The 25,871-nt window shown below is 36.5% G+C and carries 20 protein-coding genes and 2 pseudogenes; 11 read left to right on the forward strand and 11 right to left on the reverse strand.

The features are described from left to right. Positions 1-469 precede the first annotated feature (469 nt). On the forward strand, positions 470-2,731 hold the full coding sequence (locus tag RFX69_RS05375) for an excinuclease ABC subunit UvrA (RefSeq protein ID WP_279977473.1): 2,262 nt from the start codon (positions 470-472) through the stop codon (positions 2,729-2,731). Between the two features lie 147 nt (positions 2,732-2,878). Here RFX69_RS05375 and adeB read toward each other — a convergent pair whose 3' ends face one another. Both adeB and adeA read right to left on the reverse strand, forming a co-directional pair. Beyond that, positions 2,879-5,989, reverse strand: a complete 3,111-nt coding sequence (gene adeB / locus RFX69_RS05380; protein ID WP_289332739.1) for a multidrug efflux RND transporter permease subunit AdeB — start codon at positions 5,987-5,989, stop codon at positions 2,879-2,881. Beyond that, positions 5,986-7,176: a multidrug efflux RND transporter periplasmic adaptor subunit AdeA gene (adeA, locus tag RFX69_RS05385; RefSeq protein WP_289332738.1), complete on the reverse strand. Its 1,191-nt coding sequence runs from the start codon at positions 7,174-7,176 to the stop codon at positions 5,986-5,988. The genes adeB and adeA overlap by 4 nt, the downstream gene beginning before the upstream one ends. A 145-nt stretch (positions 7,177-7,321) precedes the next feature. On the opposite strand from adeA, the gene adeR reads away from it, so the two are divergent. The 3 genes from adeR to adeT1 all read left to right on the forward strand — a co-directional run bounded on the left by adeR (position 7,322) and on the right by adeT1 (position 10,289). Continuing rightward, on the forward strand, positions 7,322-8,065 hold the full coding sequence (gene adeR / locus RFX69_RS05390; protein ID WP_000459540.1) for an efflux system response regulator transcription factor AdeR: 744 nt from the start codon (positions 7,322-7,324) through the stop codon (positions 8,063-8,065). Positions 8,066-8,096: 31 nt separating this feature from the next. Then, the gene (gene adeS, locus RFX69_RS05395; RefSeq protein ID WP_289332737.1) at positions 8,097-9,170 is read left to right on the forward strand and encodes a two-component sensor histidine kinase AdeS; all 1,074 of its coding nucleotides are present in this window, start codon (positions 8,097-8,099) and stop codon (positions 9,168-9,170) included. Between the two features lie 123 nt (positions 9,171-9,293). Then, a complete protein-coding gene (gene adeT1, locus RFX69_RS05400; RefSeq protein ID WP_000373596.1) occupies positions 9,294-10,289 on the forward strand; it encodes a putative multidrug efflux protein AdeT1 in 996 nt (331 codons plus the stop codon). A gap of 75 nt (positions 10,290-10,364) precedes the next feature. Here adeT1 and RFX69_RS05405 read toward each other — a convergent pair whose 3' ends face one another. Continuing rightward, the gene (locus RFX69_RS05405; protein ID WP_001013808.1) at positions 10,365-11,390 is read right to left on the reverse strand and encodes an AraC family transcriptional regulator; all 1,026 of its coding nucleotides are present in this window, start codon (positions 11,388-11,390) and stop codon (positions 10,365-10,367) included. Positions 11,391-11,581: 191 nt separating this feature from the next. Between RFX69_RS05405 and RFX69_RS05410 the strand changes: the two genes are divergently transcribed. The 3 genes and pseudogenes from RFX69_RS05410 to RFX69_RS05420 all read left to right on the forward strand — a co-directional run bounded on the left by RFX69_RS05410 (position 11,582) and on the right by RFX69_RS05420 (position 14,275). Continuing rightward, positions 11,582-12,496, forward strand: a complete 915-nt coding sequence (locus RFX69_RS05410; RefSeq protein WP_272294578.1) for an alpha/beta hydrolase — start codon at positions 11,582-11,584, stop codon at positions 12,494-12,496. Between the two features lie 30 nt (positions 12,497-12,526). After that, positions 12,527-13,387: an SDR family NAD(P)-dependent oxidoreductase gene (locus RFX69_RS05415; RefSeq protein ID WP_000872848.1), complete on the forward strand. Its 861-nt coding sequence runs from the start codon at positions 12,527-12,529 to the stop codon at positions 13,385-13,387. A 45-nt stretch (positions 13,388-13,432) separates the two neighbouring features. Beyond that, positions 13,433-14,275, forward strand: a pseudogene (locus RFX69_RS05420) (SDR family NAD(P)-dependent oxidoreductase). Positions 14,276-14,377: 102 nt separating this feature from the next. Here RFX69_RS05420 and RFX69_RS05425 read toward each other — a convergent pair. Then, a complete protein-coding gene (locus RFX69_RS05425; RefSeq protein WP_000834645.1) occupies positions 14,378-14,674 on the reverse strand; it encodes a hypothetical protein in 297 nt (98 codons plus the stop codon). Between the two features lie 214 nt (positions 14,675-14,888). Here RFX69_RS05425 and RFX69_RS05430 point away from each other — a divergent pair, with 214 nt between their 5' ends. Both RFX69_RS05430 and RFX69_RS05435 read left to right on the forward strand, forming a co-directional pair. Continuing rightward, positions 14,889-15,728 carry a PAAR domain-containing protein gene (locus tag RFX69_RS05430; RefSeq protein ID WP_000235271.1) on the forward strand — a complete coding sequence of 280 codons (840 nt, stop codon included), beginning with the start codon at positions 14,889-14,891 and terminating at the stop codon, positions 15,726-15,728. Then, the gene (locus tag RFX69_RS05435) at positions 15,725-16,426 is read left to right on the forward strand and encodes a hypothetical protein (protein ID WP_001080410.1); all 702 of its coding nucleotides are present in this window, start codon (positions 15,725-15,727) and stop codon (positions 16,424-16,426) included. Before RFX69_RS05430 ends, RFX69_RS05435 begins: the two co-directional genes overlap by 4 nt. A 193-nt stretch (positions 16,427-16,619) precedes the next feature. Here RFX69_RS05435 and RFX69_RS05440 read toward each other — a convergent pair. Then, a pseudogene (locus tag RFX69_RS05440) lies at positions 16,620-16,727 on the reverse strand (GNAT family N-acetyltransferase); the annotation flags it as partial. Positions 16,728-17,096: 369 nt separating this feature from the next. On the opposite strand from RFX69_RS05440, the gene RFX69_RS05445 reads away from it, so the two are divergent. Then, positions 17,097-19,796: an ATP-dependent RecD-like DNA helicase gene (locus tag RFX69_RS05445; RefSeq protein WP_272294560.1), complete on the forward strand. Its 2,700-nt coding sequence runs from the start codon at positions 17,097-17,099 to the stop codon at positions 19,794-19,796. Positions 19,797-19,873: 77 nt separating this feature from the next. Here RFX69_RS05445 and RFX69_RS05450 read toward each other — a convergent pair whose 3' ends face one another. From RFX69_RS05450 to RFX69_RS05465, 4 genes are all read right to left on the reverse strand, one after another. Further along, complete coding sequence (locus RFX69_RS05450; RefSeq protein ID WP_001071843.1) at positions 19,874-20,395, reverse strand: hypothetical protein; 522 nt, start codon at positions 20,393-20,395, stop codon at positions 19,874-19,876. Between the two features lie 81 nt (positions 20,396-20,476). Further along, on the reverse strand, positions 20,477-21,037 hold the full coding sequence (locus RFX69_RS05455) for a TetR/AcrR family transcriptional regulator (RefSeq protein WP_289332736.1): 561 nt from the start codon (positions 21,035-21,037) through the stop codon (positions 20,477-20,479). 724 nt (positions 21,038-21,761) lie between these two features. Beyond that, positions 21,762-22,070, reverse strand: a complete 309-nt coding sequence (locus RFX69_RS05460; RefSeq protein WP_001101310.1) for a helix-turn-helix domain-containing protein — start codon at positions 22,068-22,070, stop codon at positions 21,762-21,764. Next, positions 22,067-23,398 (reverse strand): type II toxin-antitoxin system HipA family toxin, encoded by a 1,332-nt coding sequence (locus RFX69_RS05465; RefSeq protein WP_000737060.1) that lies wholly within the window; start codon positions 23,396-23,398, stop codon positions 22,067-22,069. Before RFX69_RS05465 ends, RFX69_RS05460 begins: the two co-directional genes overlap by 4 nt. A 295-nt stretch (positions 23,399-23,693) precedes the next feature. Here RFX69_RS05465 and RFX69_RS05470 point away from each other — a divergent pair, with 295 nt between their 5' ends. Further along, positions 23,694-24,134, forward strand: coding sequence for an HD domain-containing protein (locus RFX69_RS05470; protein WP_000193138.1), 441 nt, complete (start codon positions 23,694-23,696; stop codon positions 24,132-24,134). A 35-nt stretch (positions 24,135-24,169) separates the two neighbouring features. On the opposite strand, the gene RFX69_RS05475 is transcribed toward RFX69_RS05470, so the two are convergent. Together RFX69_RS05475 and surE are read right to left on the reverse strand one after the other, a co-directional pair. Further along, positions 24,170-24,814, reverse strand: a complete 645-nt coding sequence (locus RFX69_RS05475) for a hypothetical protein (protein WP_289332735.1) — start codon at positions 24,812-24,814, stop codon at positions 24,170-24,172. A gap of 11 nt (positions 24,815-24,825) precedes the next feature. Continuing rightward, on the reverse strand, positions 24,826-25,797 hold the full coding sequence (gene surE, locus RFX69_RS05480; RefSeq protein WP_094081187.1) for a 5'/3'-nucleotidase SurE: 972 nt from the start codon (positions 25,795-25,797) through the stop codon (positions 24,826-24,828). Positions 25,798-25,871 lie beyond the last annotated feature (74 nt).

A 25,871-nucleotide genomic window follows, 5' to 3' on the forward strand; every position in this document is an offset into this window, starting at 1 on the left:
CATTTCTATTTTGGAGTTACAATAATTGTTCGTATAATGTATATTATGTTAAATAAAGGATTTGGAAACCTACCATATATAAGGCTTTGCTTACTCTGTGTTGTTGCTCTAGCTACATTTGACCTTTACTGTAATCCACCACAAATTGATTAGGTATAAGTTCACTCCTAGACATGCAGCAAAACTTTATTTAATTTAATTCATAACAAATTTAAGAAATTCTCTATTACTTGTTTGGGTCAACCTTAACCCTATTAATTTAATCTTATCTGTTAGCAAAATCTGACAACATGAACTTTATACAATGTGTTTATTTATAAAACTTGTTCTTCAGTGCCCTTATTGCTTATTGATATATAGAAAGGCTTATAAGTTAAATATTTAAACTATTTTCTTAAGAAACATATACATCCTTCTCATCAATTTTACCTTATCTTTACGTTAAATCTTTGATTTCAAGTGATCACACATGACTAAAAGAACAATAAATATTTATGGTGCCAGACAAAATAACCTTAAAAATATTTCATTGAAGATTCCTAAACATAAAATCGTTGTCTTTACTGGAGTCTCTGGTTCAGGTAAATCTTCTTTAGTTTTCGAGACTATTGGCGCAGAAGCTCAAAGACAAATTAATGAAACTCAAGATAGTTTTGTACGTAATCGCTTGCAACATTTTGGTGTTACTGACGTTGATAAAATTGAAAATTTAAATGTACCTGTGATTATTAATCAAAAACCTTTAACGGGCAATATTCGCTCAACTGTTGCAACAATTACGGATATTTATGCCAATCTTCGCTTGTTATTTTCACGTATGGGTGAGCCGTTTGTTGGATACTCCAATGTCTTTTCTTTTAATCACCCAAATGGCATGTGTCCACAATGCGAAGGTATTGGAATCGAGCAAACAATTGATATTTACAAAATATTAGATTTAGATAAATCCTTAAATGAAGAAGGTGCTATAGACTTCCCTACTTATCAACCTACAGCATGGCGTTGGACGCGATATGCAGATTCAGGTTACTTTGATTTAGATAAAAAATTAAAAGATTATAGTGAAAAAGAATGGGACTTATTTTTGTATGCTCCTCAGCACAAACCTTTAAACCCGACAAGTAAATGGAGAAAAACCGCACTTTATGAAGGACTAATTCCCAGATTTGAGCGTAACTTTTTAAAAGGTGAAGCACAGGAAAGAAATCGTTATAGAAATAAACTTGAGCGAATTATTACAATCAAAGAATGCTCCTTATGTAAGGGACAACGGCTAAATCAAAAATCCTTATCTTGTAAAATTAATGGTAAAAATATTGCGGAATGTACGGCCCTATCCGTATCAAGTCTTTTAGAGTTTCTCGAATCGATAAAAAGTGAAAAATTTGAAACCGTTTTGCACGAAATAAAAAATAAACTCAATAATTTAAATCTCGTTGGACTCAGCTATTTAAACCTTAACCGCGTCAGCAATACATTGTCGGGAGGAGAATCACAACGAATTAAAATGGTTAAACATTTGGGTAATAGTCTGGTTGACCTACTCTATATTTTTGATGAACCAAGTATTGGCCTGCACCCCAAAGATTTAGATAATATTATTAAAATTATTCAAAAAATTAGAGATAAGGGAAATAGTGTTTTATTGGTTGAGCATGATCCTGATCTTATTAGGACAGCTGATCATGTCGTTGATATGGGGCCTCTTTCTGGTATCAACGGCGGTGAAATTATTTACCAAGGAACTTTTGAAGAATTAAAAAATTCATCAGGTTTAACAGGTGCGTTTTTTAGAAGGCCAAATACCTATAAGAAAGAACCACGTATGGGCAATGAATGGATTTCAATTAAAAATGCTCATTTATTCAATTTAAAAAATATTGATGTCGACATTCCTAAGAACTGTCTAACCGTTATTACAGGAGTCGCTGGTTCAGGAAAAAGCACATTAATAAGTAAAGTATTACCACAACAATATCCTGAAACAAAAGTTGTTGATCAATCTGCAATTACTGCAAGTATTCGCTCAAATTTATTGACCTATCTTGACCTTCTTGATCCGATTCGTCAGCTATTTGCAAAAACAAATAAAGTAAGTGCCAAGCTCTTTAGTTTTAATAGTGAAGGTGCTTGCCCTCAATGTAAAGGATCTGGTATCGAAAGGATTGAACTTGCATTTTTAGATGATGTTGAAATGACATGTGATGTTTGTCATGGTTCTGGATATGCACCTGAAGTTTTAAAATATCTTTATAAAGATAAAAATATTGCTGAAATTTTAAAAATGACGGTTGCAGAAGCAAGCAACTTTTTTGAAGATCGAATTTTACAGCAACAATTTAATTCTTTGATGAGTTTGGGGCTAGACTACATTGCAATCGGCCAACGCTTAAATACATTTTCGGGTGGTGAGCGTCAAAGGTTAAAACTCACAAAACAAATTAATGAAACAGATAATATTTTTGTATTGGATGAACCGAGTACAGGTCTACACCCTTCTGATACTGAAAAACTAATTAGTTTATTAAATAACTTAGTTGAGAAAGGCAACACAATCATTGTGATTGAACACAACTTAGACATCATAAGTCAAGCCGACTGGATTGTTGATATTGGTCCTTTGGCGGGTGACAAAGGTGGTGAATTGGTATTCTCAGGAACTGTTGGCGGTTTGCTTTCAGCAGAAAAATCTTTAACAGGTTATTATTTGAAAAAATATTTAGAGCTGTAAAAAAATATAGGCTAGTCTGACTTTTTATATAAATTTAAAACCCCAAAGACTATAAATGGCTGACATTTATTAGTTAGTAATATTCTCTCATTCAGATCAGTAAAAATGCATCAGAGGAAATTGAGTATTTCCCCTGATGCATTGAACTTAAGATGAGATTTTTTTCTTAGAGGGAAATAGCTTTTCTACTGCACCCAGAATGAAGATAAAAAACACGGGAACAAAGAAAATAGCCAGAATGGTTGCTGAAATCATGCCGCCAAAAACTCCTGTACCTAAAGCATGTTGAGTTTCAGAACTTGCACCAGAGGCAATTACCAATGGAATTACACCACACGTAAATGCAAGTGATGTCATCAGAATTGGCCGTAAGCGAAGTTTGGCTGCGGCAACAGTGGCTTCAATCAAACTCATGCCTTCTTCTTTCAGCATTTTCGCAAATTCAACAATCAAAATTGCATTCTTTGCCGATAGACCAATAATGGTAATTAGCCCGATTTTGAAGAACACATCATTCATTAACCCTCTAGACATAATGGCAATGATTGCTCCAAAAATACCGAGTGGCACAACTAGCATCACAGAAAGTGGAATTGCCCAGCTTTCATAGAGTGCAGCCAATACAAGGAAGACAACTAACATGGATAAACCAAGTAAAAAGGCCATTTGTGATTCAGACTGCTTTTCCTGTAAGGAAATACCTGTCCACTCGTAGCCAATACCTTTCGGTAATTTCGCAATCAGCTGTTCCATTTCACGCATTGCTTCACCCGATGACGTATCGAAGTTAGGAATACCAGCAATACTCAAAGATGGTCGTCCGTTATAACGATTATATTGTTGTGGTGCCTTATTCCATTGTGGCGTTACAACTTCTGATAACGAGACTAATTGACCGCTTGAACCCATGACTTTCAGATTCAAGATATCTTTCAATTGCATACGTGATTTAGCCTCAACTTGTACAATGACTTGTTGCATACGTCCTTGATTAGGGAAGTCATTGATATACATTGAACCCATTGATGTAGAAATGATGTCTGAAACATCAGAAAACTTAACACCGAGTGCACTCAGCTTTTCACGGTCAATTTTTAAAGAAATATTGTCACCTTGTGGCAACCCTTCATTCCAAACCATATAGAACTTTTTATTCTTGGCTGCCATTGCCATAAGTTCATCTTGAGCAGCCAGTAAAGCAGGCATACCTAAGTTAGCGCGGTCTTGTAAACGTAGACTGAAACCTGAAAAAGTACCTAACTCATCAATAGCGGGTGGTAATACGGCCATAGTCTCGCCTTCCGTACTATTCGCCATGGAAGTATTAACGTCGCTTGTCATCTTAGATGCAGAGCTAGTCCGCTCTTTGAAGTCTTTAAGTGTCGTAAAAGCCACAGCTACGTTTTGTCCTGCGCCACTAAAACCCCATCCCAAAATGGTGGTATTACTTTTTACATCGGGATTATCTTTCAAATTATTTTCAAATTGATTGACTACATTCCGAGTACGCTCAGCGGTTGCATCTGAAGGTAGTTGGAACGAAGTCATGAACCAACCTTGATCTTCCTCTGGCATAAATGCTGTTGGCCAATATTTCATTCCGGCAAAGGTAATACCGGTAATTACTAAAAAGATCACCATCATTGGAACTGTATGTTTGATGATTTTAAGCAGCATCAATTCATACTTTTTAGTGACTCTATCGAAACTACGGTCAAACCATGCAAAGAACCCCTTCTTCTGATGATGCCCATCGATTGGCTTTAAAATTGTGGCACAAAGTGCCGGTGTTAAAATGAGTGCCAATAGCGCTGAAAATAAAATAGATACCGACATGGTCAAGGTAAACTGTTTATAGATTACCCCTACAGAACCACTCGCAAATGCCATAGGTAAAAATACTGCAGCCAAGACCAGCGTAATACCAATAATCGGGCTGGTAATCTCTTTCATTGCTTTAGAGGTTGCATCTTTAGGATTTAATCCTTCAGTCGCCATAATCCTTTCTACGTTTTCAACCACGACAATGGCATCGTCGACAATAATCCCGATGGCAAGCACCATACCAAACATGGTGAGTACGTTAATTGAAAAGCCGGCAAGCAACATCACGGTAAAAGTACCGAGTAAGGCAATAGGCGCCACAATTGCTGGAATAAGCGTATAGCGGACATTATGTAAAAATAGATACATCACAATGAAAACCAGAACCATGGCTTCAAGTAATGTATGAATTACCTTTTCAATTGAAATTTTGACAAACGGCGCGGTGTCGTAAGGAATACTAAATTCCATGCCTTCCGGTAAATTTAGCTTCAATTCTTCAATTTTTGCTCGAACACCTTCGGCAGTTTTCACGGCGTTAGCACCCGGGCTTAATTGAATTGCAGCCGCGGTAGCAGGCTTACCATTTTCCAAAATGGCAAAGTTATATGCTTGTGAACCTATTTCTACATTGGCAACATCGGACAGACGAATTACACTTCCGTTGGTTTTGCTTTTTAAGCTGATATTCCTAAATTGCTCAACACTTGATAACTGACCTTGCGCTGACAATGGAACCGTAATGAGCTGGCCTTTTTCAGCTGGTAAATCACCAAGTCGGCCGGGTGCAATTTCGATATTATTTTCACGAATGGCATTATTCACATCACTAATCGATAAACCGTAAGAAACAAGCTTATTCGGGTCGACCCAAATACGCATAGCTTTCTCGGCACCGAAAGATTGAACCTTCCCTACACCTTCGACACGTTTTAGCTCTTCTACAACATTTCGAACCAAATAATCACTCAAATCAACTTCGGAATATTGATTATTTGGAGAGTTAATCCCGACCAGCATTAAAAATCCGGACGATGAAGCCTCAACCTGTAAGCCTTGCTGACGTACAACTTGCGGTAAGCGAGCTTCTACAGCCTTGATTTTATTTTGAACGTCGACCTGAGCCATTTCCACATCTGTGCCCGGTTTAAATGTAGCGGTAATCTCTGCTGTACCGGAGGTATCTGTTGTCGCACTATAGTAGAGTAGATTTTTTACACCCGATAATTCGCGCTCAATTAAGGTTACAACGCTATCGTTAATGGTTTTAGCTGTAGCACCAGGATAAGTCGCACTAATATTCACCTGTGGCGGGGCCACACTTGGAAAACGTGCAATTGGCAGTTTAGGAATACTCAGCAATCCAAATATAATAATAAAGATCGCAATAACCCAAGCAAAAACGGGACGACGAATAAAAAATTGTGACATCATGGTTGTACCCCTTCAGCTATAGAAGTTTTGGTTTCTACACGTGAAGCATGATTTGCCACGGCTGGTGCTTTCCATGCTGCCAATGCCAATTTTTGATTTGGCTTAATACGCTCAATACCTTCAACAACGACTTTATCACCGACTTTTAAGCCTTTGTTAGCGATATAGAACTGCTCATATTGCTGTCCAATTTCGATAGGACGAATTTCCGCTGTCCCTTGGGCATTGATGACATATACCTGAGGCTCGCCACTGATATTACGTTGGATGGCTTGCGCCGGAACCAATAGCGCTTGAGGAATAGAAGCACGATCAATATTGACACGCACATACATACCCGGAAGTAATTTTCGTTCAGTGTTATTAACTTCAATACGGAATGTGACATCGCCCGTTTCCGGATCAACATTAATATCTTCAAACAACATTTTTGCTGTGACGTTATAAGGTTGCCCGTGACTATTGGTAATACGAACGGTTTTGTCATTATTTGCTGATAATTCTCCGCTTTGTAGCGCAGCTTGTAAGCGCTCATACTCACTAACTGATTGCTTTACATCAACATAGACTTTATCAATCTGTTGAATAGTTGCCATCGTATTGGTATCGCCCTGACCGACCAATGCACCTTCAGTGACAAAAGATTGCCCAATACGCCCAGAAATAGGCGCTCGAACTGTTGCATATTGCAAATTCAGGTTTTGTCTGGCCAGCAATGCTTTCATTTGAGCCACATCGGCTAGAGCCTGACGATATTGAGCTTGGGCATTACTCACTTCTTGCTTACTAATTGCATTACTTGGTAAAAGTTGCTCATAACGTTCTAACTGAACTTTGAGTCTTGCCACCTCAGCTTCAGCTTTATTGAGAGAAGCTCTATTGCTATTTACATCTGCCTCAAAAGTCTCGGAATTAATTTTATATAAGGCTTGCCCTGCTCTAACTTCACTACCTTGTTTAAATAGAACCTTTTCAATGATACCTCCGACTTGCGGACGGATTTCCGCCGTACGGAACGCATGTACACGTGCAGGAAGATTTTCACTAAAATTTACCGATTGCGGTTGAATGCTTAATACACTGACTTTAGCCGGTGGTGGCTCAGCTTGAGCGACTTCTTTTGAATCACACCCCTGTAATATCAGCCCAATAGATAAAAATAAAGGAAGTAAAAGATGCTTTTGCATACTGCCCAAACCTAGTGAGTTTTTGATGTTCGTATTATTTTTGATGAGTGTGTAGGGATAATCACTAAAGTATGGAGTAAGTGTGGAGAAATACGGATAATTTAGCGTATGATGAGTTGAAGCACTTTCTATAGCCAGATTTTCTATGTTTGATCATTCTTTTTCTTTTGATTGCCAAGATAAAGTTATTCTTGTGGTAGAAGATGACTACGATATTGGCGACATTATTGAAAATTATTTAAAACGTGAAGGCATGAGTGTTATTCGGGCCATGAATGGAAAGCAAGCGATTGAATTGCATGCGAGCCAACCCATCGATTTAATCTTACTTGATATTAAATTACCCGAATTAAACGGTTGGGAAGTATTAAATAAAATACGCCAAAAAGCTCAGACTCCCGTGATCATGTTGACGGCGCTAGATCAAGATATTGATAAAGTTATGGCATTACGCATAGGTGCAGATGACTTTGTGGTGAAGCCTTTTAACCCAAATGAAGTCATCGCTAGAGTTCAGGCAGTCTTAAGACGTACTCAGTTTGCAAACAAGGCAACTAATAAAAATAAACTCTATAAAAATATTGAAATTGATACCGACACTCATAGCGTTTATATACACTCTGAGAATAAGAAGATCTTGCTTAATCTGACGCTGACTGAATATAAAATTATTTCATTCATGATTGATCAGCCTCATAAAGTTTTTACGCGCGGAGAACTTATGAATCACTGCATGAATGATAGCGATGCACTAGAGAGAACCGTAGATAGCCATGTAAGTAAGCTGAGAAAAAAACTAGAAGAACAAGGCATATTTCAAATGTTAATTAATGTGCGTGGCGTGGGATATAGACTAGATAATCCCCTAGCTGTAAAAGATGATGCCTAAATAATATTAAAAAATAGCTAGGGAATATTTTATGAAAAGTAAGTTAGGAATTAGTAAGCAACTTTTTATTGCCTTAACTATTGTGAATTTAAGCGTTACGCTATTTTCTGTAGTACTGGGGTATGTGATTTATAACTATGCGATTGAAAAAGGCTGGATTAGTTTAAGCTCATTTCAACAAGAAGATTGGACCAGTTTTCATTTTGTAGACTGGATCTGGTTAGCCACTGTTATCTTTTGCGGCTGTATTATTTCATTGGTGATTGGCATGCGCCTTGCAAAGCGTTTTATTGTGCCAATTAATTTCTTAGCCGAAGCAGCAAAAAAAATTAGTCACGGCGACCTCTCTGCTAGAGCTTACGATAATAGAATTCACTCCGCCGAAATGTCGGAGCTTTTATATAATTTTAATGATATGGCTCAAAAGCTAGAGGTTTCCGTTAAAAATGCGCAGGTTTGGAATGCAGCTATAGCTCATGAACTAAGAACGCCTATTACAATTTTACAAGGCCGTTTACAAGGCATCATCGACGGCGTTTTTAAACCTGATGAAGTTCTATTTAAAAGTCTTTTAAATCAAGTTGAAGGTTTATCTCACTTAGTCGAAGACTTACGGACTTTAAGCTTAGTAGAGAACCAGCAACTCCGGTTAAATTATGAATTGTTTGACTTGAAGGCGGTAGTTGAAAAAGTTCTTAAAGCATTTGAACATCGTTTGGATCAAGCTAAGCTAGTACCAGAACTTGACCTAACGTCCACTCCTGTATATTGCGACCACCGTCGTATTGAGCAAGTTTTAATTGCTTTAATTGATAATGCGATTCGCTATTCAAATGCAGGTAAACTTAAAATTTCCTCGGAAGTAGCATCACAAAACTGGATATTAAAAATTGAAGATGAAGGCCCCGGCATTGCAACCGAGTTCCAAGACGATTTATTTAAGCCTTTCTTTAGATTAGAAGAATCAAGGAATAAAGAATTTGGCGGCACAGGTTTAGGTCTTGCTGTTGTACATGCAATTGTTATGGCACTGAAAGGCACTATTCAATATAGCAATCAAGGCTCGAAAAGTGTTTTCACCATAAAAATTTCTATGAATAACTAAATGACTTCCTGATCCCAAGCTGTCTTTTGACTTTTTCACTTAAAATTTTTATTGAAATGCCATATCAAACCTTACCAAGATTTATAAAATAATTTTTATAATTTAAATAATGGATAACTAGATATGGATCGTTTTAAAGCTATTTTACTTATTACAAGTACATGTTTAACAACAACTCTTTATGCAAAACAACAAGTCGTCTGTGTATTTGACCCAATTGGTAAATCGGGAGATGCTTTCGCTTTAGCCAAAGATTATGCACTTGAAGCCAAAAATTGGGGAGCTGATCTATCTTTAAAAGCATATGTTGATGAACGTGTAGCTGCTGAAGATTTGAAAGTTGGAAAATGTGATGGCGCTATTATTAGCGGTTTACGTGGCCGTCAGTTTAATAAATATACAGGATCTTTAGATGCTGTTGGTGCATTAACAAATATGAAAACGGCAATTAATGCTTATAAGCTGTTGTCCTCACCCATGGCCGCAAAAAACATGGTGGTAGGTCCTTATGAAATTGCAGGTTTAGGCACAATTGGTCCTGCCTATTTATTTGTAAATGATCGAAGTATAAATACTCTCGCGAAGGCTGCCGGTAAAAAAATTGGGGTATTTAAATACGATGAAGCCCAGCCAAAGCTTGTTCAACATGTCGGTGGTCAGGCTGTATCGGTAGACGTTACCAATGCCGGTGCAAAATTTAATAACCATGAAATTGATATTGTGCCCGCTCCTATTGTGGCATTTAAACCTTTTGAACTCTACAAAGGTTTAGGTGAGAAAGGAGCAATTGTTCGTTTTCCTTTGACTCAAATTTCGGCAAATTTCATTATTCGTAAAGATCAGTTTCCAGCAGGTTTTGGGCAAAAGTCTCGAACTTGGGTAGCCAGCCAACTCAATAGAACATTTGGTATTATTGCCAAATATGAAAGTGATATTCCTTCAAAATATTGGATGGATATTCCTAAAAATGAACAATTAAACTATATGAAAATGATGCGCGAGGCTCGTATACAGCTAACCAAAGCAGGTATCTACGACCCAAAAATGATGAACTTTTTGAAAAAAGTAAGATGTAAAGAAAACCCAAGTAATTTTGAATGTGCATTAAACGATGAATGAACACTCAAAACATCTGCATATCTTTTTTAAAGCATTTGTATAGAGCTAAAAGGTAGAACTTATAGTATGGAAGTTCTACCTTAACTCATTCATTTCTTCTCTAGCTTGTTGTGGTGTTTTACCCGACCACTCTTTATAAGCCCGTGTAAATGGACTGTGCTCGGCATAACCTAACAGTAAAGCTATTTCTACAATTTGTAGCCTTAGATCTTTTAAATACGATTTTGCTAATTCGTAACGGACAGTATTTAATTCTTTCCGAAAATTCGTACCTGCCTCGGTTAAACGGCGTTGCAAGGTTCTACGTGAATAATTTAATCGCTCTGCAAGCTGTTCAATAGTGGGTTCGCCTTGATGAAGTAAGTAAGCAATCTGTTTACGGACTTGGTCTGTAATTTCATCAATATGTGGCAGACTTGCCAGTAACTTGTCAGCATGTTTTTCTAGTATGGCAACTAAGGCCGCGTCGGAGTTTTTAAGCGGTAGACTTAAGATTTCCTTATCGAAACGCATCAGTGCCACGGGTTGCTCAAAAAGCACAGGACAACCAAAATACTCCTCATAAGGCTGAACATTTTCAGGCCGTTCATGAATAAAATGTATTTCTTTAAGTCTTTCTTTTCCTCTAATGAGACTACGGCAAAATTGAACTATAACGGTACGGCCAGTTTCGTCCGATAAAGGGCCGACTTGCTCACCTTTTGTATCCCATGAAAGCTCTACATATTCAGTATAAATACGAACAGTGGCTGGATAAACATCATAGACAAGCCGCTGATATCGCTCAAACCTTTCTAAAACTGCCCCCAGATTTTCACAAGCAAGAAATACTGACCCTAATACACCCAGATGCTGAGCTGTAATGGTTTGCCCCACATGTAAACCAATGAACGGGTCATTTAAATAATCTTTAGCAATAATGAGAAGATTTTCCCAATGGTCGATATCTACGCCTTCTAAATGATTTGAATCTGCTTTAGGCCATGGTTCACCCAGCACCTTTTCTGGGTTATGTCCTAGTTTTTCTAGATATTCAAATAATAACTGAACATAGATTTCAGAAATCCTTCTTCTATACAACGGCTTATTCAATCCATTCATTCCGTATAGTTCTAATTTGGCGCCAATTATCAATTAGTGTACTTAAAGCTTTTAAACAAAAGCAAATGACTAAACACACCTGCTCAATCCAAATTTTGGCGCAAAGTGTCAAGCAATATGGCAGCTTTCATCAAGCCCTATCTCATTATTTTTCAGAAGATAGGGTTATAGCCAATATTGAGAAAAATACGATGGGTAAAAGTCTAAATAATGTGCCCCAAGCGCCACTAGATATTCAGTTTAATTCAAATGGCATGAAATGCAGTGCCTATTTATATCGTCCTGCGACTGAGGCCACTACACCAATTATTGTGATGGCACACGGTCTGGGTGGTACTCGAAGAATGCGTTTAACTGCTTTTGCAGAGCGCTTTGTGGCAGAGGGTTATGCTTGTTTAGTGTTTGATTATCGCTATTTTGGTGATAGCGAAGGACAACCTCGACAATTACTAGATATAAAAAGTCAGCTCGAAGACTGGAAAGCCGCCATTGCCTATGCACGTAGCCTAGACAAAATTGACCCAAACCGCGTAGTTATATGGGGAACTTCTTTCGGTGGAGGCCATGTGCTGGCAACAGCTGCTGATGATAACCGACTTGCTGCTGTTATATCACAATGCCCCTTCACTGATGGTTTCTCATCTAGCATGGCAATGAACCCAATAACGACCCTCAAGCTCACGGGACTCGCTTTAAAAGACAAGATTGGATCAATACTCGGCGCCAAGCCAGTCATGGTACCTCTTGCAGCACCATCAGGACATACAGCATTAATGAATGCACCTGATGCTTATTCAGGCTATCTCGCGCTCATGCCTTCAGGTTCAAATATTCCAAACCATGTCGCTGCCCGTTTTGTACTCGACATCATACGCTATTACCCAGGCCGTAAGACATCACGTATTCAAGCGCCTGTGTTGTTTTGTGTCTGTGATACCGACTCTGTTGCCCCCTCAAAAACAACATTGCGTCATGCGAGCCATACACCCAATCATGAAATTAAGCACTACGCCGATGGTCATTTTGAAATTTACGTTGGAGAAGCTTTTGAGCGTGTTGTTCGTGATCAGATCGACTTTCTTAAACGCATCGTTCCAGTCAAGTAACAGTAAATTTAAAACATTTGGAGAAAGTCCATGAAATATGACCTGAACAAAAAAGTTGTTTTAATTACAGGAGCCGCTGGAGGAATTGGTGCAGCAACAGCCCGTGAATTTTATGCATTAGGTGCAAACTTGGTACTCACCGATATGCAACAGGAAGCTGTAGATAAACTTGCATCTGAATTTGAGGCGTCTCGTGTTTTACCTTTAGCGCTAGACGTTAGTGATGCAGTAGCCACAAAAGATGTAGTCCAGAAAACAATAAAACACTTTGGACACCTTGATATAGCTTTCGCCAATGCAGGTATCTCATGGCGTGATGGTGCTTCGACAATTGCTAGCTGTGATGAAGCTGAGTTCGATAAGATTGTTGAAGTTGATTTACTTGGTGTCTGGCGCACAGTTCGTGCTGCCTTACCAGAGGTGACTCGCAACGAAGGACAAATCCTCATAACCTCTTCTGTTTATTGCTTCGTCAATGGAATGGCAAACGCTCCATATGCGGCTTCAAAGGCAGCAGTAGAAATGCTCGGACGCTGTCTCCGTACAGAGATTGCATATACTGGCGCAACCGCTAGTGTTGTCTATCCGGGTTGGACAGCAACACCAATCGCTAAGGTTGCCTTTGGGGGTAATGCAACTGTAACGAAGATGATTGAAGCAGCATTTCCAGCATGGTTGCGCAAGCCTATTTCTCCGGAATATATGGCGCAAGCAATTGTAAAAGGTGTACAGCGCCGACAGCCACGGATTTTTGCTCCAGTGCGCTGGGTTCCGTTCTCGATATTACGCGGAATGTTTAGTGCAGCTAGTGATGCAATGGTTATCCGCCACAAGAAATTGCAGGGATTACTTCAACAACTTGAAAGTGAATCTAAAACTGTCCAGAAATAATCCATTGCCTTAAAGCTCATTTATAAAAATGTCTGGAAATCTGATATGTCTAAATACAAATTAAAAGATAAAGTTGTCGTAATTACAGGTTCAACAGGTGGACTAGGACTTGTGATTGCCCAAGCATTACAAGCCAAAGGCGCAAAATTAGCACTCCTAGACTTAGACCTTAACAAAGTTGAAAGTTAGGCAAAACAGCTAGGTGGGCAAAGCATTGCCGCAGGTTGGGTAGCCGATGTACGCTCTTTGGAAAGCCTAGAAACGGCTATGGCAAATGCAGCTCAACACTTCGGTAAAATTGATGTGGTGATTGCAAATGCTGGCATAGCTTCAACCGAAGCACTAGAACATATGGCACCAGAAACTTTTGAGCGAACCATCGATATTAACCTTACAGGGGTATTTCGTACTTTTCGCGCAGCTATACCGTATGTAAAACAAACTCAGGGATACTTACTGGCTGTGTCCTCAATGGCAGCTTTCGTCCACTCCCCATTAAACACTCACTATACTTCGAGTAAAGCAGGCGTCTGGGCTTTATGCGATAGCCTTCGACTAGAATTAAAATATTTGAATGTAGGCGTTGGTAGCCTTCATCCAACTTTCTTTAAAACACCATTAATGGACAATATTCAAAATGACCCAGCAGGTAAAGCTGTGTGGAAAGGTAACTCGGGTATTTGGAAATATATAACTATTGATGAAGTTGTCTCGGGTGTAGTTGAAAGCATAGAACGGCGTAAAGATATGACTGTTGTACCTAAAATAAATACTCCGATTGCTAAAGCACCCGTACTGTTTAGAAATGTGATTGAGTTTTTAGGTTTCAACCGTAAACAGCTTAAACAGACCATGTTCTTGGCAGAGAAAAACCATAATTCATTTTAGGTCTTTTCGGACACGGATGTTGTTGAGATATCCGTGTCTATTTAATTAGCAGCAAAACTCTAATCATTTCTAATTCATTCTTAATCATACATTCATAAAAATTTAAAATAATGCGACAAGTAAAAAACCAAACTCTATCAAAACAAAAAAAATAAGAAGACTAACCCTTGTATACATAACAAGGTCATCACTATCTTCTTTAACTTCGGGAATAAGTGGAAATCTATAATTCTTTAACAATAGAAAAATATTTAAATAGCCGCAAACAGCCCCAATCGCAAAATCAATTTCAAGTTCCCCTTTAAAAAAGATAGCTATCATAAAGGCAATAACAATTAGCCCTACAGTTAATAAAACATATCTTTTTATCAATGAATCATATATAAGGAAAGACTTCATTTTTAACGACCATCCTCATAAAGTTACTCGAATAAACATTTAATCTCTAAAGAGAATGACATAAAAATTTATTTTAAAGAACCTATGCCTATCTTTTTAAATCATATTATTATTGATCGTATGGGCTGTGCATCCTGATAAATAAAACTATACAGCACTGTCTACCCCTCTTTGCTATCATTCCACCACTTCATGAAAATAAGAAGGAATAGATTTGGCAACACCATATATAACAATAGGCTGCCCGACCTCTGGTGGTGGCCAAGTAATTTCGGGGAACAGTATGTTCCTCATTGACGGTATTCCCGTTGCCTGTGTCGGTGATAAAGCTACATGCCCAACTCATAAAGTTGTCGCAACAATTGTCTCTGGTGATCCAAACATGCAGATCTTTGGTAAAGCCGCTGCTCGTGTTAATGATTCACTCTCTTGTGGTTGCAAATTACTGCCTAAGCAAAACTTAGTTGTTCAGGATAACGGTGGTGGCGCTGCATCATCGGCTGCAAAATCTTCATCAGCTCCAATTTCACAGAAACAACCAGCCACAGACAGCTTTGTTAAAGATAAATATGAGAACTACTACATCGAGCAAAACACAACGAAATATGTAAAATTTACAAATGGTATTTTCCCGTACGATGAAGATAAGAAAAATATTTTTGGGGCAATTAGTCAGGCTGTTTCAGGTGTATGCACCTTCATAGTTACTTATATTCTAAAAGGGCAAGAACTTTTCGTGACAGTTTCTATGCTTCCTCCAACATTAAGCGGTGATGCTACAATTTTTCCATACGCAACACTTGATCTTGTGCATAACAATCAGAGTTTAGGAAAAACACGTTTGGAAAAGGGAAAAGGCGTTTGGTCAACAGAAAACTCTAAGGAGCCTGTAGGTCAGTGTAAGGTAACTCTACCTAAACCTGATTTATCAACTATAGAAGCAACTTTAACTATGGGTTACACCGCAAAATTTGATGGCGGTACTGTTCGACCAAACCCACCTCACACTCGCTTCTCTTTTACTTTAAATTCAGCATCAAGACGTAAATCATGAATAGAAAATTAATCAGTACTATTGTTCTCATTTCTGTATTTGGAGTTACTGCTTGTAGCAAGGCATCAAATGAACAAACAAAGGTAGATACTACTGCGAAAAACAGTTCTCAAAACGTAAAAACGGAATTATCAGCAAGTGATAAAGCGATTTTAGATAGATATGAAACAATCACAAATGATGTTGTGACTTCTAGTGAAGATGAAAAGATAAAACAAACTTTAGCACCTTTAATACCTGAAATTAAGAAAGTTACTGCCAAGAAACAAAGAGAAATGGCATTGATGAATATTTATATGCTGTCTGGTATGTATAAAGAGGCTTATGAGTTAAATGAGCAACAAATCAAAGAGAAACCCTTACCTCAACGAATAATGTTTAGATGTACATTGCTTGAAAAATTAAATGAGGTCAAAGTAAAAATTCAACAGTGTCACGAAGCTTCTGCCCAACTCATACAAACCGAATTGAGTAAATCATCAAGCAAAAATGATCCCCAGTACAGAGATGCCGAATTTGTATATTTAACTGAAATGTATAAAGCTGGTCACACTGACTATAAAGCTAAAATACAGAAATTTATTGATGAGACTAAAGATGTCGCATCAAAAGATAGATATAAGTCTTTGTATGATGCAGATATTGAATCACTTTATGGTACTGATTCACCAAATTATGTACCAGAATCATTAAAGTAAATTTAAATGAAAAGCCCCGAATATTCAGGGCTTTTTTAATTCTTTACGTAAAAAGAAATATCTACGTTACAACTCACCCTATCCCACTAAAAAATACCTCCAAAACCATCTCATCAACGTTATTCGAGCTTATGAGCCACATTCTATATTTCACGGTAGTTGTTTATGCGTCTTTGGATAGTTATTTCTAGTTTCAAACCAGCCTTTTATAATAAATAGTGGTGCCGTTATAGTTTCCGTTTGAACTTAATGCAAAATTTGTAATTTCACCCACGCGGACAAATCCAATCTTGCTATATATGTGAAAACATTTTTTTTAGATCTATTAAAGCTCTGCCGGTGACCATTAACATTGCAATTCTTTTCCCCTTTCTTTGTTAATTGCCGAACACTCTCAATCTTGAACTTATCGGTATATCTTTTGCCACTTATAAAACACCTAGTTAATTAGCTATATTATCTAACATAACGGTATCTAAAAAATTAGTGGCTATTCAAAGTGAGCAAGTTTAAGTCATGTTAGTCATTCACATTTCTTAAATGTAGCAAGCAGTGTGTTCTTTGAATTAATCTAAATTAATAAATTTATGTATGTATTGTAAAAAGAACAACATATACTATTTTTTAGATAAATCCTTTGATAAATATTTTAGAAAAATGGGGTAATTAAATGACAACCGTTTATTCGCAAATTCAGAATGCAAGTAATGTTATTTCACAGAATATTGAAGTATTTACAGAAAAAAGAGAAATCCTTTCACAAAATATTCTTTCTCAATTACGTAACCTAATAGAAGGTGTAGCAGTTCTATTAGAGACTAATCAATTAAACATAGAATTTAATTATCATCTTATTGAGTCTGGTTTATCCTTTATCAAAAGCAAATCAAAGTATAATTTTATTGGAAGATTTCATAAGTTAATACAGATAAGTTCTTCCCATTATACCTTAGATGGTGATTCATCTGAGCGATTAATGTTAAAGTATTATGAGTATTTATACAGAATACGAAACTTATTAAAAAATGATTTTAATATTTCAATATTATCTAATCTAGAGTCTTTCCCTATTGACCTAGATCCTTCTTTACGTGAGTATCATGAAAAAATTGCAAATAAAATTAATAATATAAACCACAGCGATTCTCAAAATTATAAGACTGAAAGATATTATATTCATAAGACTCGCCCTTTTTTTATTGGAGGTTACATTTACTATGAAGTTACATTTTATAGGGCTATCAATAAAGTCAATAAACATGATCGAATAATTGCTTTTACTAATATAGATATATCTAAAAATTATGCTTGTACTTTAACTTTGCAAAACGCCTCTATTGAAGTTTTAGGTTATCATATGCCAATTATTATTATCCGAAACTGGAAAATAGCAATTAGACAATGTGAATTTAATAATTTTGCAAAAATATTAGACCTTAAAATACAGGTTAATACAAAATCAACTGAGTATAACTTTTTAATGGGTTGGCTAACTGAAAGATCAGGAAGTTTACTCGAGTTAATTGACATGGAAGAAAACTTATATTTAAATATTAAAAGATTTTCGGTTAACAATGACTTGAGCAACATCCAAATATTTAAAATATTAGATACGATCAGAAATTTAAATAAGACCAAATCACGTGGTTATAATATTCTTAGGTATTTGCTTTTAAAAATGAATAATCAAGTTATCAAAGCACAGTATGATTCCAGAGGTTGTTCATATCTTTCGAATTTAAAACTTTCATATAGTTGTATCCCATTTGAGGAAATGCCTTTCTGTACATCATTAAGAGGACACAATCCTAAATTAAGAGATTTATTAGAATGTATTAATTCTGAGGAAAGAAATCAGGAATTTTTAGCTCGGCGTATAAAAAACAATATTGAGCAAAATGGTATTCTTTATACACCATTAGCAGAAGTAGAGTATTTTGGATCAACTCAAAAACTAATCGACAAATATAACAACCAACTCTATCACTCACATAAAGAAAATAGAAAATTAGTTTTTGATAAAGGCCATATATTTATCAATCAATATGAAAATGATACTTATAAAATCATTAAAAAGTTACAGAGTTATTCTGATTCAGGTATAGCTGGATACTCACATGCTGTAGAGCTCTGGTTAAACTCCTCTTCGATAATAATTGATGATCCTCTCAAAATTATTGCTATAAAACAATTATTCAGTGATTCTAAAATAGCTATAATTTATGGTGCAGCTGGTACAGGTAAATCTACTATGGTTGACCATATAGCGCACTACTTTAATGATAAACAAAAACTTTTTCTCGCTCACACAAATCCTGCTATAGATAATCTCAAACGTAAAATAAGTGCACAAAACTCAGATTTTCGTACTATTAAAAGTCATATTAGTAGATATAACTCTGCTGAATATGATCTTATGATCATTGATGAATGTAGTACTGTAAGTAACACTGATATCTTAAATGTTTTAGAAAAAACATCTTGCAAATTAATAGTTTTTATAGGCGATATATATCAAATTAAATCAATACAATTTGGTAACTGGTTTAATATAATTAAATCATTTATACCTAAAAAATCTGTATTTGAGCTAACTAATCCTTATAGAACATCTAATAAAAATTTATTAAATTTTTGGCATAAGGTTAGATATATTGAAGATGATATTGCTGAGATAATGGTTCGTAACAATTATACAACTATATTAGATAATGCATTATTTGAAAAAAAATTCGAAGATGAAATTATTCTCTGTCTCAATTACGATGGGTTATATGGGATAAATAACATTAATCGATTTCTTCAAAGTAGTAATCAAGGAAAAGCTGTTTCTTGGGGTATATCAACTTATAAAGTAGGTGATCCAATATTATTTTCAGAAACAGAAAGATTTAAACCTGTGATTTATAATAATCTTAAAGGAAAAATTATAGATATTATTGAAATTGCTGAAGGTATTCAATTTGACATAGAACTAGATAGATCTTTGGATGAATCTAGTGTTTGGGGCACGGAACTGTATTGGGTAAAAGATTCAATTATTCGCTTTTCTGTTTTCAATGCAATTTCTAGTGATGAAGATGATGATTCTTCATATTCCACTATTCCCTTCCAAGTAGCTTATGCTGTTTCTATTCATAAAGCTCAAGGACTCGAATATGATTCAGTGAAAGTGGTTATTACTGATGCTAATGAAGATGAAATAACTCATAGTATTTTTTATACAGCTATTACTAGAGCTCGTCAAAATTTGAAAATTTATTGGACTCCTGAAACTCAACATAATATTTTAAGGAAACTTTCTCTAATTCCTAATTCTAAGGATATCCATCTACTTGCAAGTCGAAAAAATTTAGAAGCTGTAAAATAAAATCTTGGGGCTTATAAAAAAGCCCCATTTCTAAATTCTGTACTAAGACAATCTCTAATTCAGTCAACAATATTCTCTTACGAGGACATCTTTCGTAATGAGGAAGCTATTTCCTTTAATGAATTTCTTACTTCTCTTTCAAAAGTTGATTCACCAATATCAACACCACTAAAAGCATTCATATCTACTGTTACCACTTTCTTAATTTTTCTTTTATAAGGATATAAGGCGATCTTACTATGGAATGTAATAGAAATCTTTAAAGGATAATCCGGTAATGATTTCTTTAATGTAGGGTATGTACCCAAGCAATAAATTAACTTTTCATCAGGAAAAAGTATGGGAGTCCCTACCTTAAAGGCACCTATATCAATGTCTGATGAATTTTTTAGAAGATAATCAGTACCAGAAAACTTTATATCTTGAGCAATACCCTTACCAATATTGTGAATAATTAATAAAATAATACCCTGTCTGCTCATATCAACTTTAGCATATACAACCACATCTCCTTTAGAATTATTAAAATAAACTATATAGGCAATAACAAAAGTCAATAACCCTATGATAAATGTAGAAATTGTCAATATTTGATTCATTTTTCCTCTTGTTTTTTAATTGTCATTTTAAAATCGTATCGCTTCATTTTATATCAAATAATCAAAGATCCGCTCTACAACTTAAATCTTAGTTGCCGACATCCCCCTCAAAAACACCTCCAACACCCTTTCATCAACTTCATCGGAACTTAATCGCTGAATGACGGCGCCTTCGATCATATATAAAAAGAGTTTGGCATCGGTAAAGGAAGCATCGGGTTTAAGTGCTCTAAGTTGGCTATAGATTTCATTCATTAACCATGTTCTATATCTCACGGTGGTTGTATATGCGTTTGGGTAGGTATTTTTGATTTCAAAAATAGCTTTAAATAACAGGTAGTACAGCCCGTCTACATCGGTATGTAGAACATAGAGTTTTTTGAGTTTATCGATTGCGTTTGTGTGGTGGTCGTATTCGACCATAGCAACCACTTTTTCTTGGAGTCGTTCTTTTTGCACCATTAGGCAGATTTCAATTAACCGTTCTTTAGATTGAAAGTAGTTATAAAATGTCATTTTTGGTATTTCAGACTCTTTCACAAGTCTGTCGACGCCCACAATATGAAAACCGCGGCGGTGAAATAACTCAATTGATGTATTTACAACTTTTAATGCACGTGTTGGGAGAGTTAAATTTGGCATATTTTTACCGTTATAAATTAAATTTTTGTTGTATATAAATGAGATATAAAAAACTGCTGACTTTTTTGGGAGAAAAAAAGGCATAGCAAAGCCCTAAAGACTGTGCCCAGCACATCTCAAGTTTTAGTTGTTCGAAGTTTTAAGTAATAACGAGCTAAAGCCTGAATAAGCCTTACGGCGATCAAGCTGCGTTAAATGTTTTTAAGCTGTATTGTTATAGCTTTTGGCAATGGGTGCCAAGAAATGATGGATGCGCAAAGCTAACTCCTTATTTATGGAGTTCTGCCAAGACATTAGATTTATGGTGGCAGAACGAAAGAGGGTTAGCAGACTGGTACGACAACCAGCACACCCGAAGGTGTCCCTCTCCCGTCCTACCGCTACGGGAAAGAGACGAGAGGTACACATAGAACTATCCCTCAGAAGGAATATATTCTGATGCGGTCGTATACGGTCTGCTAAAACCGTCTGGCAATGTAGGCCAGCCCGCAAATGGTAATCTTCAATATTTGAAGTGTCAATGTGAAATTGGCTAGAAAATATTTAAATAATTATTATTTTTCATTTAATTACATAATTAAGGATATTCTTAAGTAATATTTACAATCTGCTTTTATATCATTAAGTTAAATTTTAAAGTTGCAAAAATTTATATATTAGATTGGTTCAAAAATTATCATTTTGGTGTTCACAAGCGTACCCTTGTGAACGTTTAAGTAGTTACTTACTCGTTTGGCTTTATAATTTTGCTAACAATATGTTCATGCGTAGGTACAAGCCCTGCTTTTAAACCAAGTGGTTTAAACACTTTATCTAACACAGACTGAGTGAGTTTACCTTTATCCTGCTCAATGTCCGTTAAAGTCCGACGGCTTATACCCACCAAATTAGCATATTGTTCTTGCGACAAACCCAACACATTTTTGCGTAAATACGATAGCAATTGCCCCAAAGTAATCTCACTCAACAAATATTGTTTATATAAATCTATAAGAATCTGCTGACGGTCTTGGGTTTGATTTTTTACATTCATAGCAGTTCCCATCTTTTCAATTTAGCTTCTATGTAATCAAATGACAGTGCTGGCATTTCAATAATTTGTTTGGGTACACCTTTATCAACTAATCGTTGCTTTAAGCCAAGCAGGTTATTCGCCAAAGTCCTTAATGTTGCTAGAGATAAATCGGGATCGCACCAAGGAGCAAGTTTTTGTGTAATTTGCGCCCACCGGTATTCACCACCTTCCTCGTACGGACTTCCCCAAGTCGTCGATCTGGTCACAACTTCCGGATCGGCTTTCATAGGTGCAAAGTCATAAATAGGCGAAAGATAAATTTTTCCAGATTTTTTTATAAACGATGTATTACGCCCATGGTTATCTGAATTACCAAAAATGATATTGAGTAAATCTCGTTGTAACCACTCACAAACAAATTGTGGTACATCAAAATCTGAGTCAATGCTTGTGAGTAATCTACATAGATCTTCAATGACTTCGAAATGATTAAGATGACTACCAGAAGACTTATTTAGTACAGAATACACAGACTCTAGACCATAGCGGTGCCAATATTGATCACACCATTCTGTATCGAATCTTGGAAGCCACAATGACGGATATTTTGTACCTTCAATAAGCTGCATTTGAGTCGTCTCTATCGTATTGAAACCTAACTCATTGAGTATTTGATAGTAATAATATTCAGCTCTGAGAATATCGCAATCAATCTCGCTACGTTTATTTCGCGGAAATTTAACTAAATAATGCTGATCTGGCTGATCAAATTGTTCTTGGTAGGTGTCAATCCAGACTTTTTGTTCTGGTGAAACACGAATAAGCAACTTGGGAGCTTCACCGCCTGCACCAGTTGCACCACCACTAATTGCTCCCATTTGTTGAGCATATTCCAGAAAATCAATATTACGCTCAGCTACATCTTCCTTACTAAAATAACGTAAGTGCAAGGTTGACTCTGGGTTTAGTGGAGGCAATGCTTCTTTAATTCGTAAATTACCAACAGGTGCCATCCCACCTTTTTCTAATAGAATACTTTCTTGTTCCGCATAGGTTAAGCGTTGTAAATCTAGATAATTCACCCAATAACGGCGTGCAGCGCCAGATGGAACAATATCATCTAAAAAGCCAAACCATGTGTCCGATTCGTGTTTGATAAGAATTTGTACAGGAAGTGATAAACTACAGGCGTGCTCATCTCGTCTGTCTAAATATTGAATTGCATAATTCAACTCATACTCTAGTTCACTGGCGCTAGCCGAACCCAACTTAGGTTCCAGCAGTTTTAGCTCTGCTATATCTATCCAGTTTTTATTTAGTAAAGCTTGTATCGTTAATTTTTTCATTAGTACAAATGAGCAATTATTTTCTCAAAAATACTATAAAAATAAGTTTTTGTGAATATATTTGCTCAATTTGATTTATTTTAGATAAAAGTGAGCAAATTTTTGCGCATCTCATATTTATAGATAGCAATAATTTATTTATCCGTTCTCATATGTTGAATATTACATTGTGGAGATTCACCAAACAAACGAGAGTATTCACAACAAAGTAGCTTATCCAGTATAAAATTATGACTTAAGCGCCCCATCTCACCCATTAGGCCATGTCATATACTTAAAGTAATAAGAGCAAAAAATGACTCAAAATAAAGTTGAATTAGCAGAGAAATTGTCAAAAGAATCTCATCAAGGTCAAAAGTATGGTTCTCATGATTACTTTGATTACCATATTAAAGGTGTGGTCAATTCATTAATTGAGCACCGATTTTCAGAAGTCTATATTATTACAGCCCTTCTCCACGATAGTGTTGAAGATACACCTCTTACCCTAGACAAAATCGAAAGCTTATTTGGAAAAGAAGTCCGTGATGCAGTAGATGCATTAACTAAACGAGAAACTGAAACACGCGAAGAATATTTGATTCGTTGTGGTTTGAATCCAATTGCTCGAGTCGTGAAACTTCATGACGCAGCCTTTAATGCGCATAATTCACATAAAGAAAATAATCAATCACGTGTAGATTATTACCTTCAAACCATGTTGATTGTTTCAACGGCGCAAGATAGGTTGGAGTGAAAGACAACGAAATAAATCCGTTGCCTTTTTTATTTTTAAGATTGTGCAAAAGCCCAAATGTCTTTTGATGCAACCGTGTCAGATACGAGTCTAAAACTCATAGGCTCTAAGTCTTCATCTACCACAACATAACCTTTCGAGTTATTTTTTAGCGTATCACACTGATTATCGGTCAGTTGATAGTTTGCTGTATTGGCTAATGCACTTTCAGTAATAACACCCGTAAACACACAATTTGGGTCTTTCGAGACAATTTTACCTTGTGCATTCACCTCGGCATTTACCGTCGTTCCATCTGGAAACGATAAATCGTAGGTGCCAACCAATTGATTAAGCAAAAGTTTTTGATCAGCAATTTTTTCATAATGTGCTAATTCGACTGTCATCGCCTGATTAGACTGGTTGCTTTGCCAAGATTTATTTTTGGCATCGTAGCTCATCACAATCTTGGCACGGTTTTCGTCATCATCTAAAACCAATAATTTAGAACCATCTGCACCAGAATAGTATTTACCCGCCATAGGTAATTCTTGATCAGTTTCGGTACTAATAATATAAGTTCCGACATCTAAGCTCGGTGCTAGTGCAGGTTTTCCAGTCGAGACTTGGTCATCATGATCATTGTCATTACAAGCCGCCAATCCAAGCCCAAGGAGTAAAACCAATAAACAACGTTTCATGGTCTTGCTCCTTACTTGTTAAATAAGCTTTTTAAACGGATTTTAAGCCATTCTTGACCTGCTGGTCGTTGGTCATAAGCAACTTGCATTGCAGTCACAGCAATCTTACTTTGCATTACAGCGCTTTCATCCGACATTTGAGCGGCAGTTGGGGCCGATGGTGCCGCATCGATTCCTAGACCAAACTGGTTATTGCCTTTATTGTCTTTAGTCACTTGGAATTTCAGCTTATATAAGTCATAAGACCCAATTTTTGAAAATGCAAACGGCGTGCTGGTTGTTAAATTTTTAGGAAAATTCACATTGAGGGTAATGCCTTTTGGCAACAATTGGCCCTTGCCTGCCTTAGCTTGTAATTCTTTTAATAACACTACAGTTTGCTTTGCCACAATTGCAGAGTTAGGGTTGTTTAAAGTTTTGTCATCTACCGTGTTGGTATCGGCGCTTAATGCAATAGACGGAATGCCACGACCTGCCGAAAACTGTACATTGCCAATGGTGCCAGAGTGTACAACGACTTTTCCGACATTTTGGCCTTCATTCGGGCCAGATAAAACTAGGTCTGGTGCTTTACCCCAGCGTTTTGGTGCAACCACGTCTAGTCCATAAACTGTTGCCATGACTGGTGTGCCATGCGTGTAGTTCCAGTCGCCATTGGTATAACCCGCTTTGGTAAAAGATCCAGCGGCAGGTGCGCCAATTGGTGCTGCGCCGTTGTGACAACCATTTTCAGCCGCAATTTGCTTATCATTATCCGCGGTAATTGTTGTTGAGCTGTACATCACAATTGCGCCACCGCGACCACTTTGTGGTGAACACGGTACAGACACAACCACGTTATGCCCATTTGCTTTTAATTCGTCATAAAGTGCTTTGATATTGCTGGTTAGGCCGTCATCGTTAACCAATAAAATATTTAATGCAAAAGCTGGAGTCGTACACAAAGACAGAATAAGGCCGCCCAATAAACTCTTTTTCATCACTTAACTACCATGTTATTAAATTTCGGTTTGTATGGTAGTGGTGGTATATGTATGTTTAGTGACTAAGTATAAAT

Source organism: Acinetobacter sp. 148 (assembly GCF_031196675.1).
In the GTDB taxonomy this organism is placed as follows: Bacteria; Pseudomonadota; Gammaproteobacteria; order Pseudomonadales; family Moraxellaceae; genus Acinetobacter; species Acinetobacter baumannii.

What these genes read in the sequence shown, in the direction of transcription:
- RFX69_RS05455 (WP_289332736.1), bottom strand. Translation starts at nt 21,037, where the DNA reads ATGCCAAATTTAACTCTCCCAACACGTGCATTAAAAGTTGTAAATACA.
- RFX69_RS05405 (WP_001013808.1), bottom strand. Translation starts at nt 11,390, where the DNA reads ATGAATGGATTGAATAAGCCGTTGTATAGAAGAAGGATTTCTGAAATC.
- adeA (WP_289332738.1), bottom strand. Translation starts at nt 7,176, where the DNA reads ATGCAAAAGCATCTTTTACTTCCTTTATTTTTATCTATTGGGCTGATA.
- adeS (WP_289332737.1), top strand. Translation starts at nt 8,097, where the DNA reads ATGAAAAGTAAGTTAGGAATTAGTAAGCAACTTTTTATTGCCTTAACT.
- RFX69_RS05445 (WP_272294560.1), top strand. Translation starts at nt 17,097, where the DNA reads ATGACAACCGTTTATTCGCAAATTCAGAATGCAAGTAATGTTATTTCA.
- adeT1 (WP_000373596.1), top strand. Translation starts at nt 9,294, where the DNA reads ATGGATCGTTTTAAAGCTATTTTACTTATTACAAGTACATGTTTAACA.
- RFX69_RS05410 (WP_272294578.1), top strand. Translation starts at nt 11,582, where the DNA reads ATGGGTAAAAGTCTAAATAATGTGCCCCAAGCGCCACTAGATATTCAG.
- RFX69_RS05465 (WP_000737060.1), bottom strand. Translation starts at nt 23,398, where the DNA reads ATGAAAAAATTAACGATACAAGCTTTACTAAATAAAAACTGGATAGAT.
- RFX69_RS05475 (WP_289332735.1), bottom strand. Translation starts at nt 24,814, where the DNA reads ATGAAACGTTGTTTATTGGTTTTACTCCTTGGGCTTGGATTGGCGGCT.
- RFX69_RS05450 (WP_001071843.1), bottom strand. Translation starts at nt 20,395, where the DNA reads ATGAATCAAATATTGACAATTTCTACATTTATCATAGGGTTATTGACT.
- RFX69_RS05425 (WP_000834645.1), bottom strand. Translation starts at nt 14,674, where the DNA reads ATGAAGTCTTTCCTTATATATGATTCATTGATAAAAAGATATGTTTTA.
- RFX69_RS05460 (WP_001101310.1), bottom strand. Translation starts at nt 22,070, where the DNA reads ATGAATGTAAAAAATCAAACCCAAGACCGTCAGCAGATTCTTATAGAT.
- RFX69_RS05470 (WP_000193138.1), top strand. Translation starts at nt 23,694, where the DNA reads ATGACTCAAAATAAAGTTGAATTAGCAGAGAAATTGTCAAAAGAATCT.
- RFX69_RS05375 (WP_279977473.1), top strand. Translation starts at nt 470, where the DNA reads ATGACTAAAAGAACAATAAATATTTATGGTGCCAGACAAAATAACCTT.
- RFX69_RS05435 (WP_001080410.1), top strand. Translation starts at nt 15,725, where the DNA reads ATGAATAGAAAATTAATCAGTACTATTGTTCTCATTTCTGTATTTGGA.
- adeR (WP_000459540.1), top strand. Translation starts at nt 7,322, where the DNA reads ATGTTTGATCATTCTTTTTCTTTTGATTGCCAAGATAAAGTTATTCTT.
- RFX69_RS05415 (WP_000872848.1), top strand. Translation starts at nt 12,527, where the DNA reads ATGAAATATGACCTGAACAAAAAAGTTGTTTTAATTACAGGAGCCGCT.
- adeB (WP_289332739.1), bottom strand. Translation starts at nt 5,989, where the DNA reads ATGATGTCACAATTTTTTATTCGTCGTCCCGTTTTTGCTTGGGTTATT.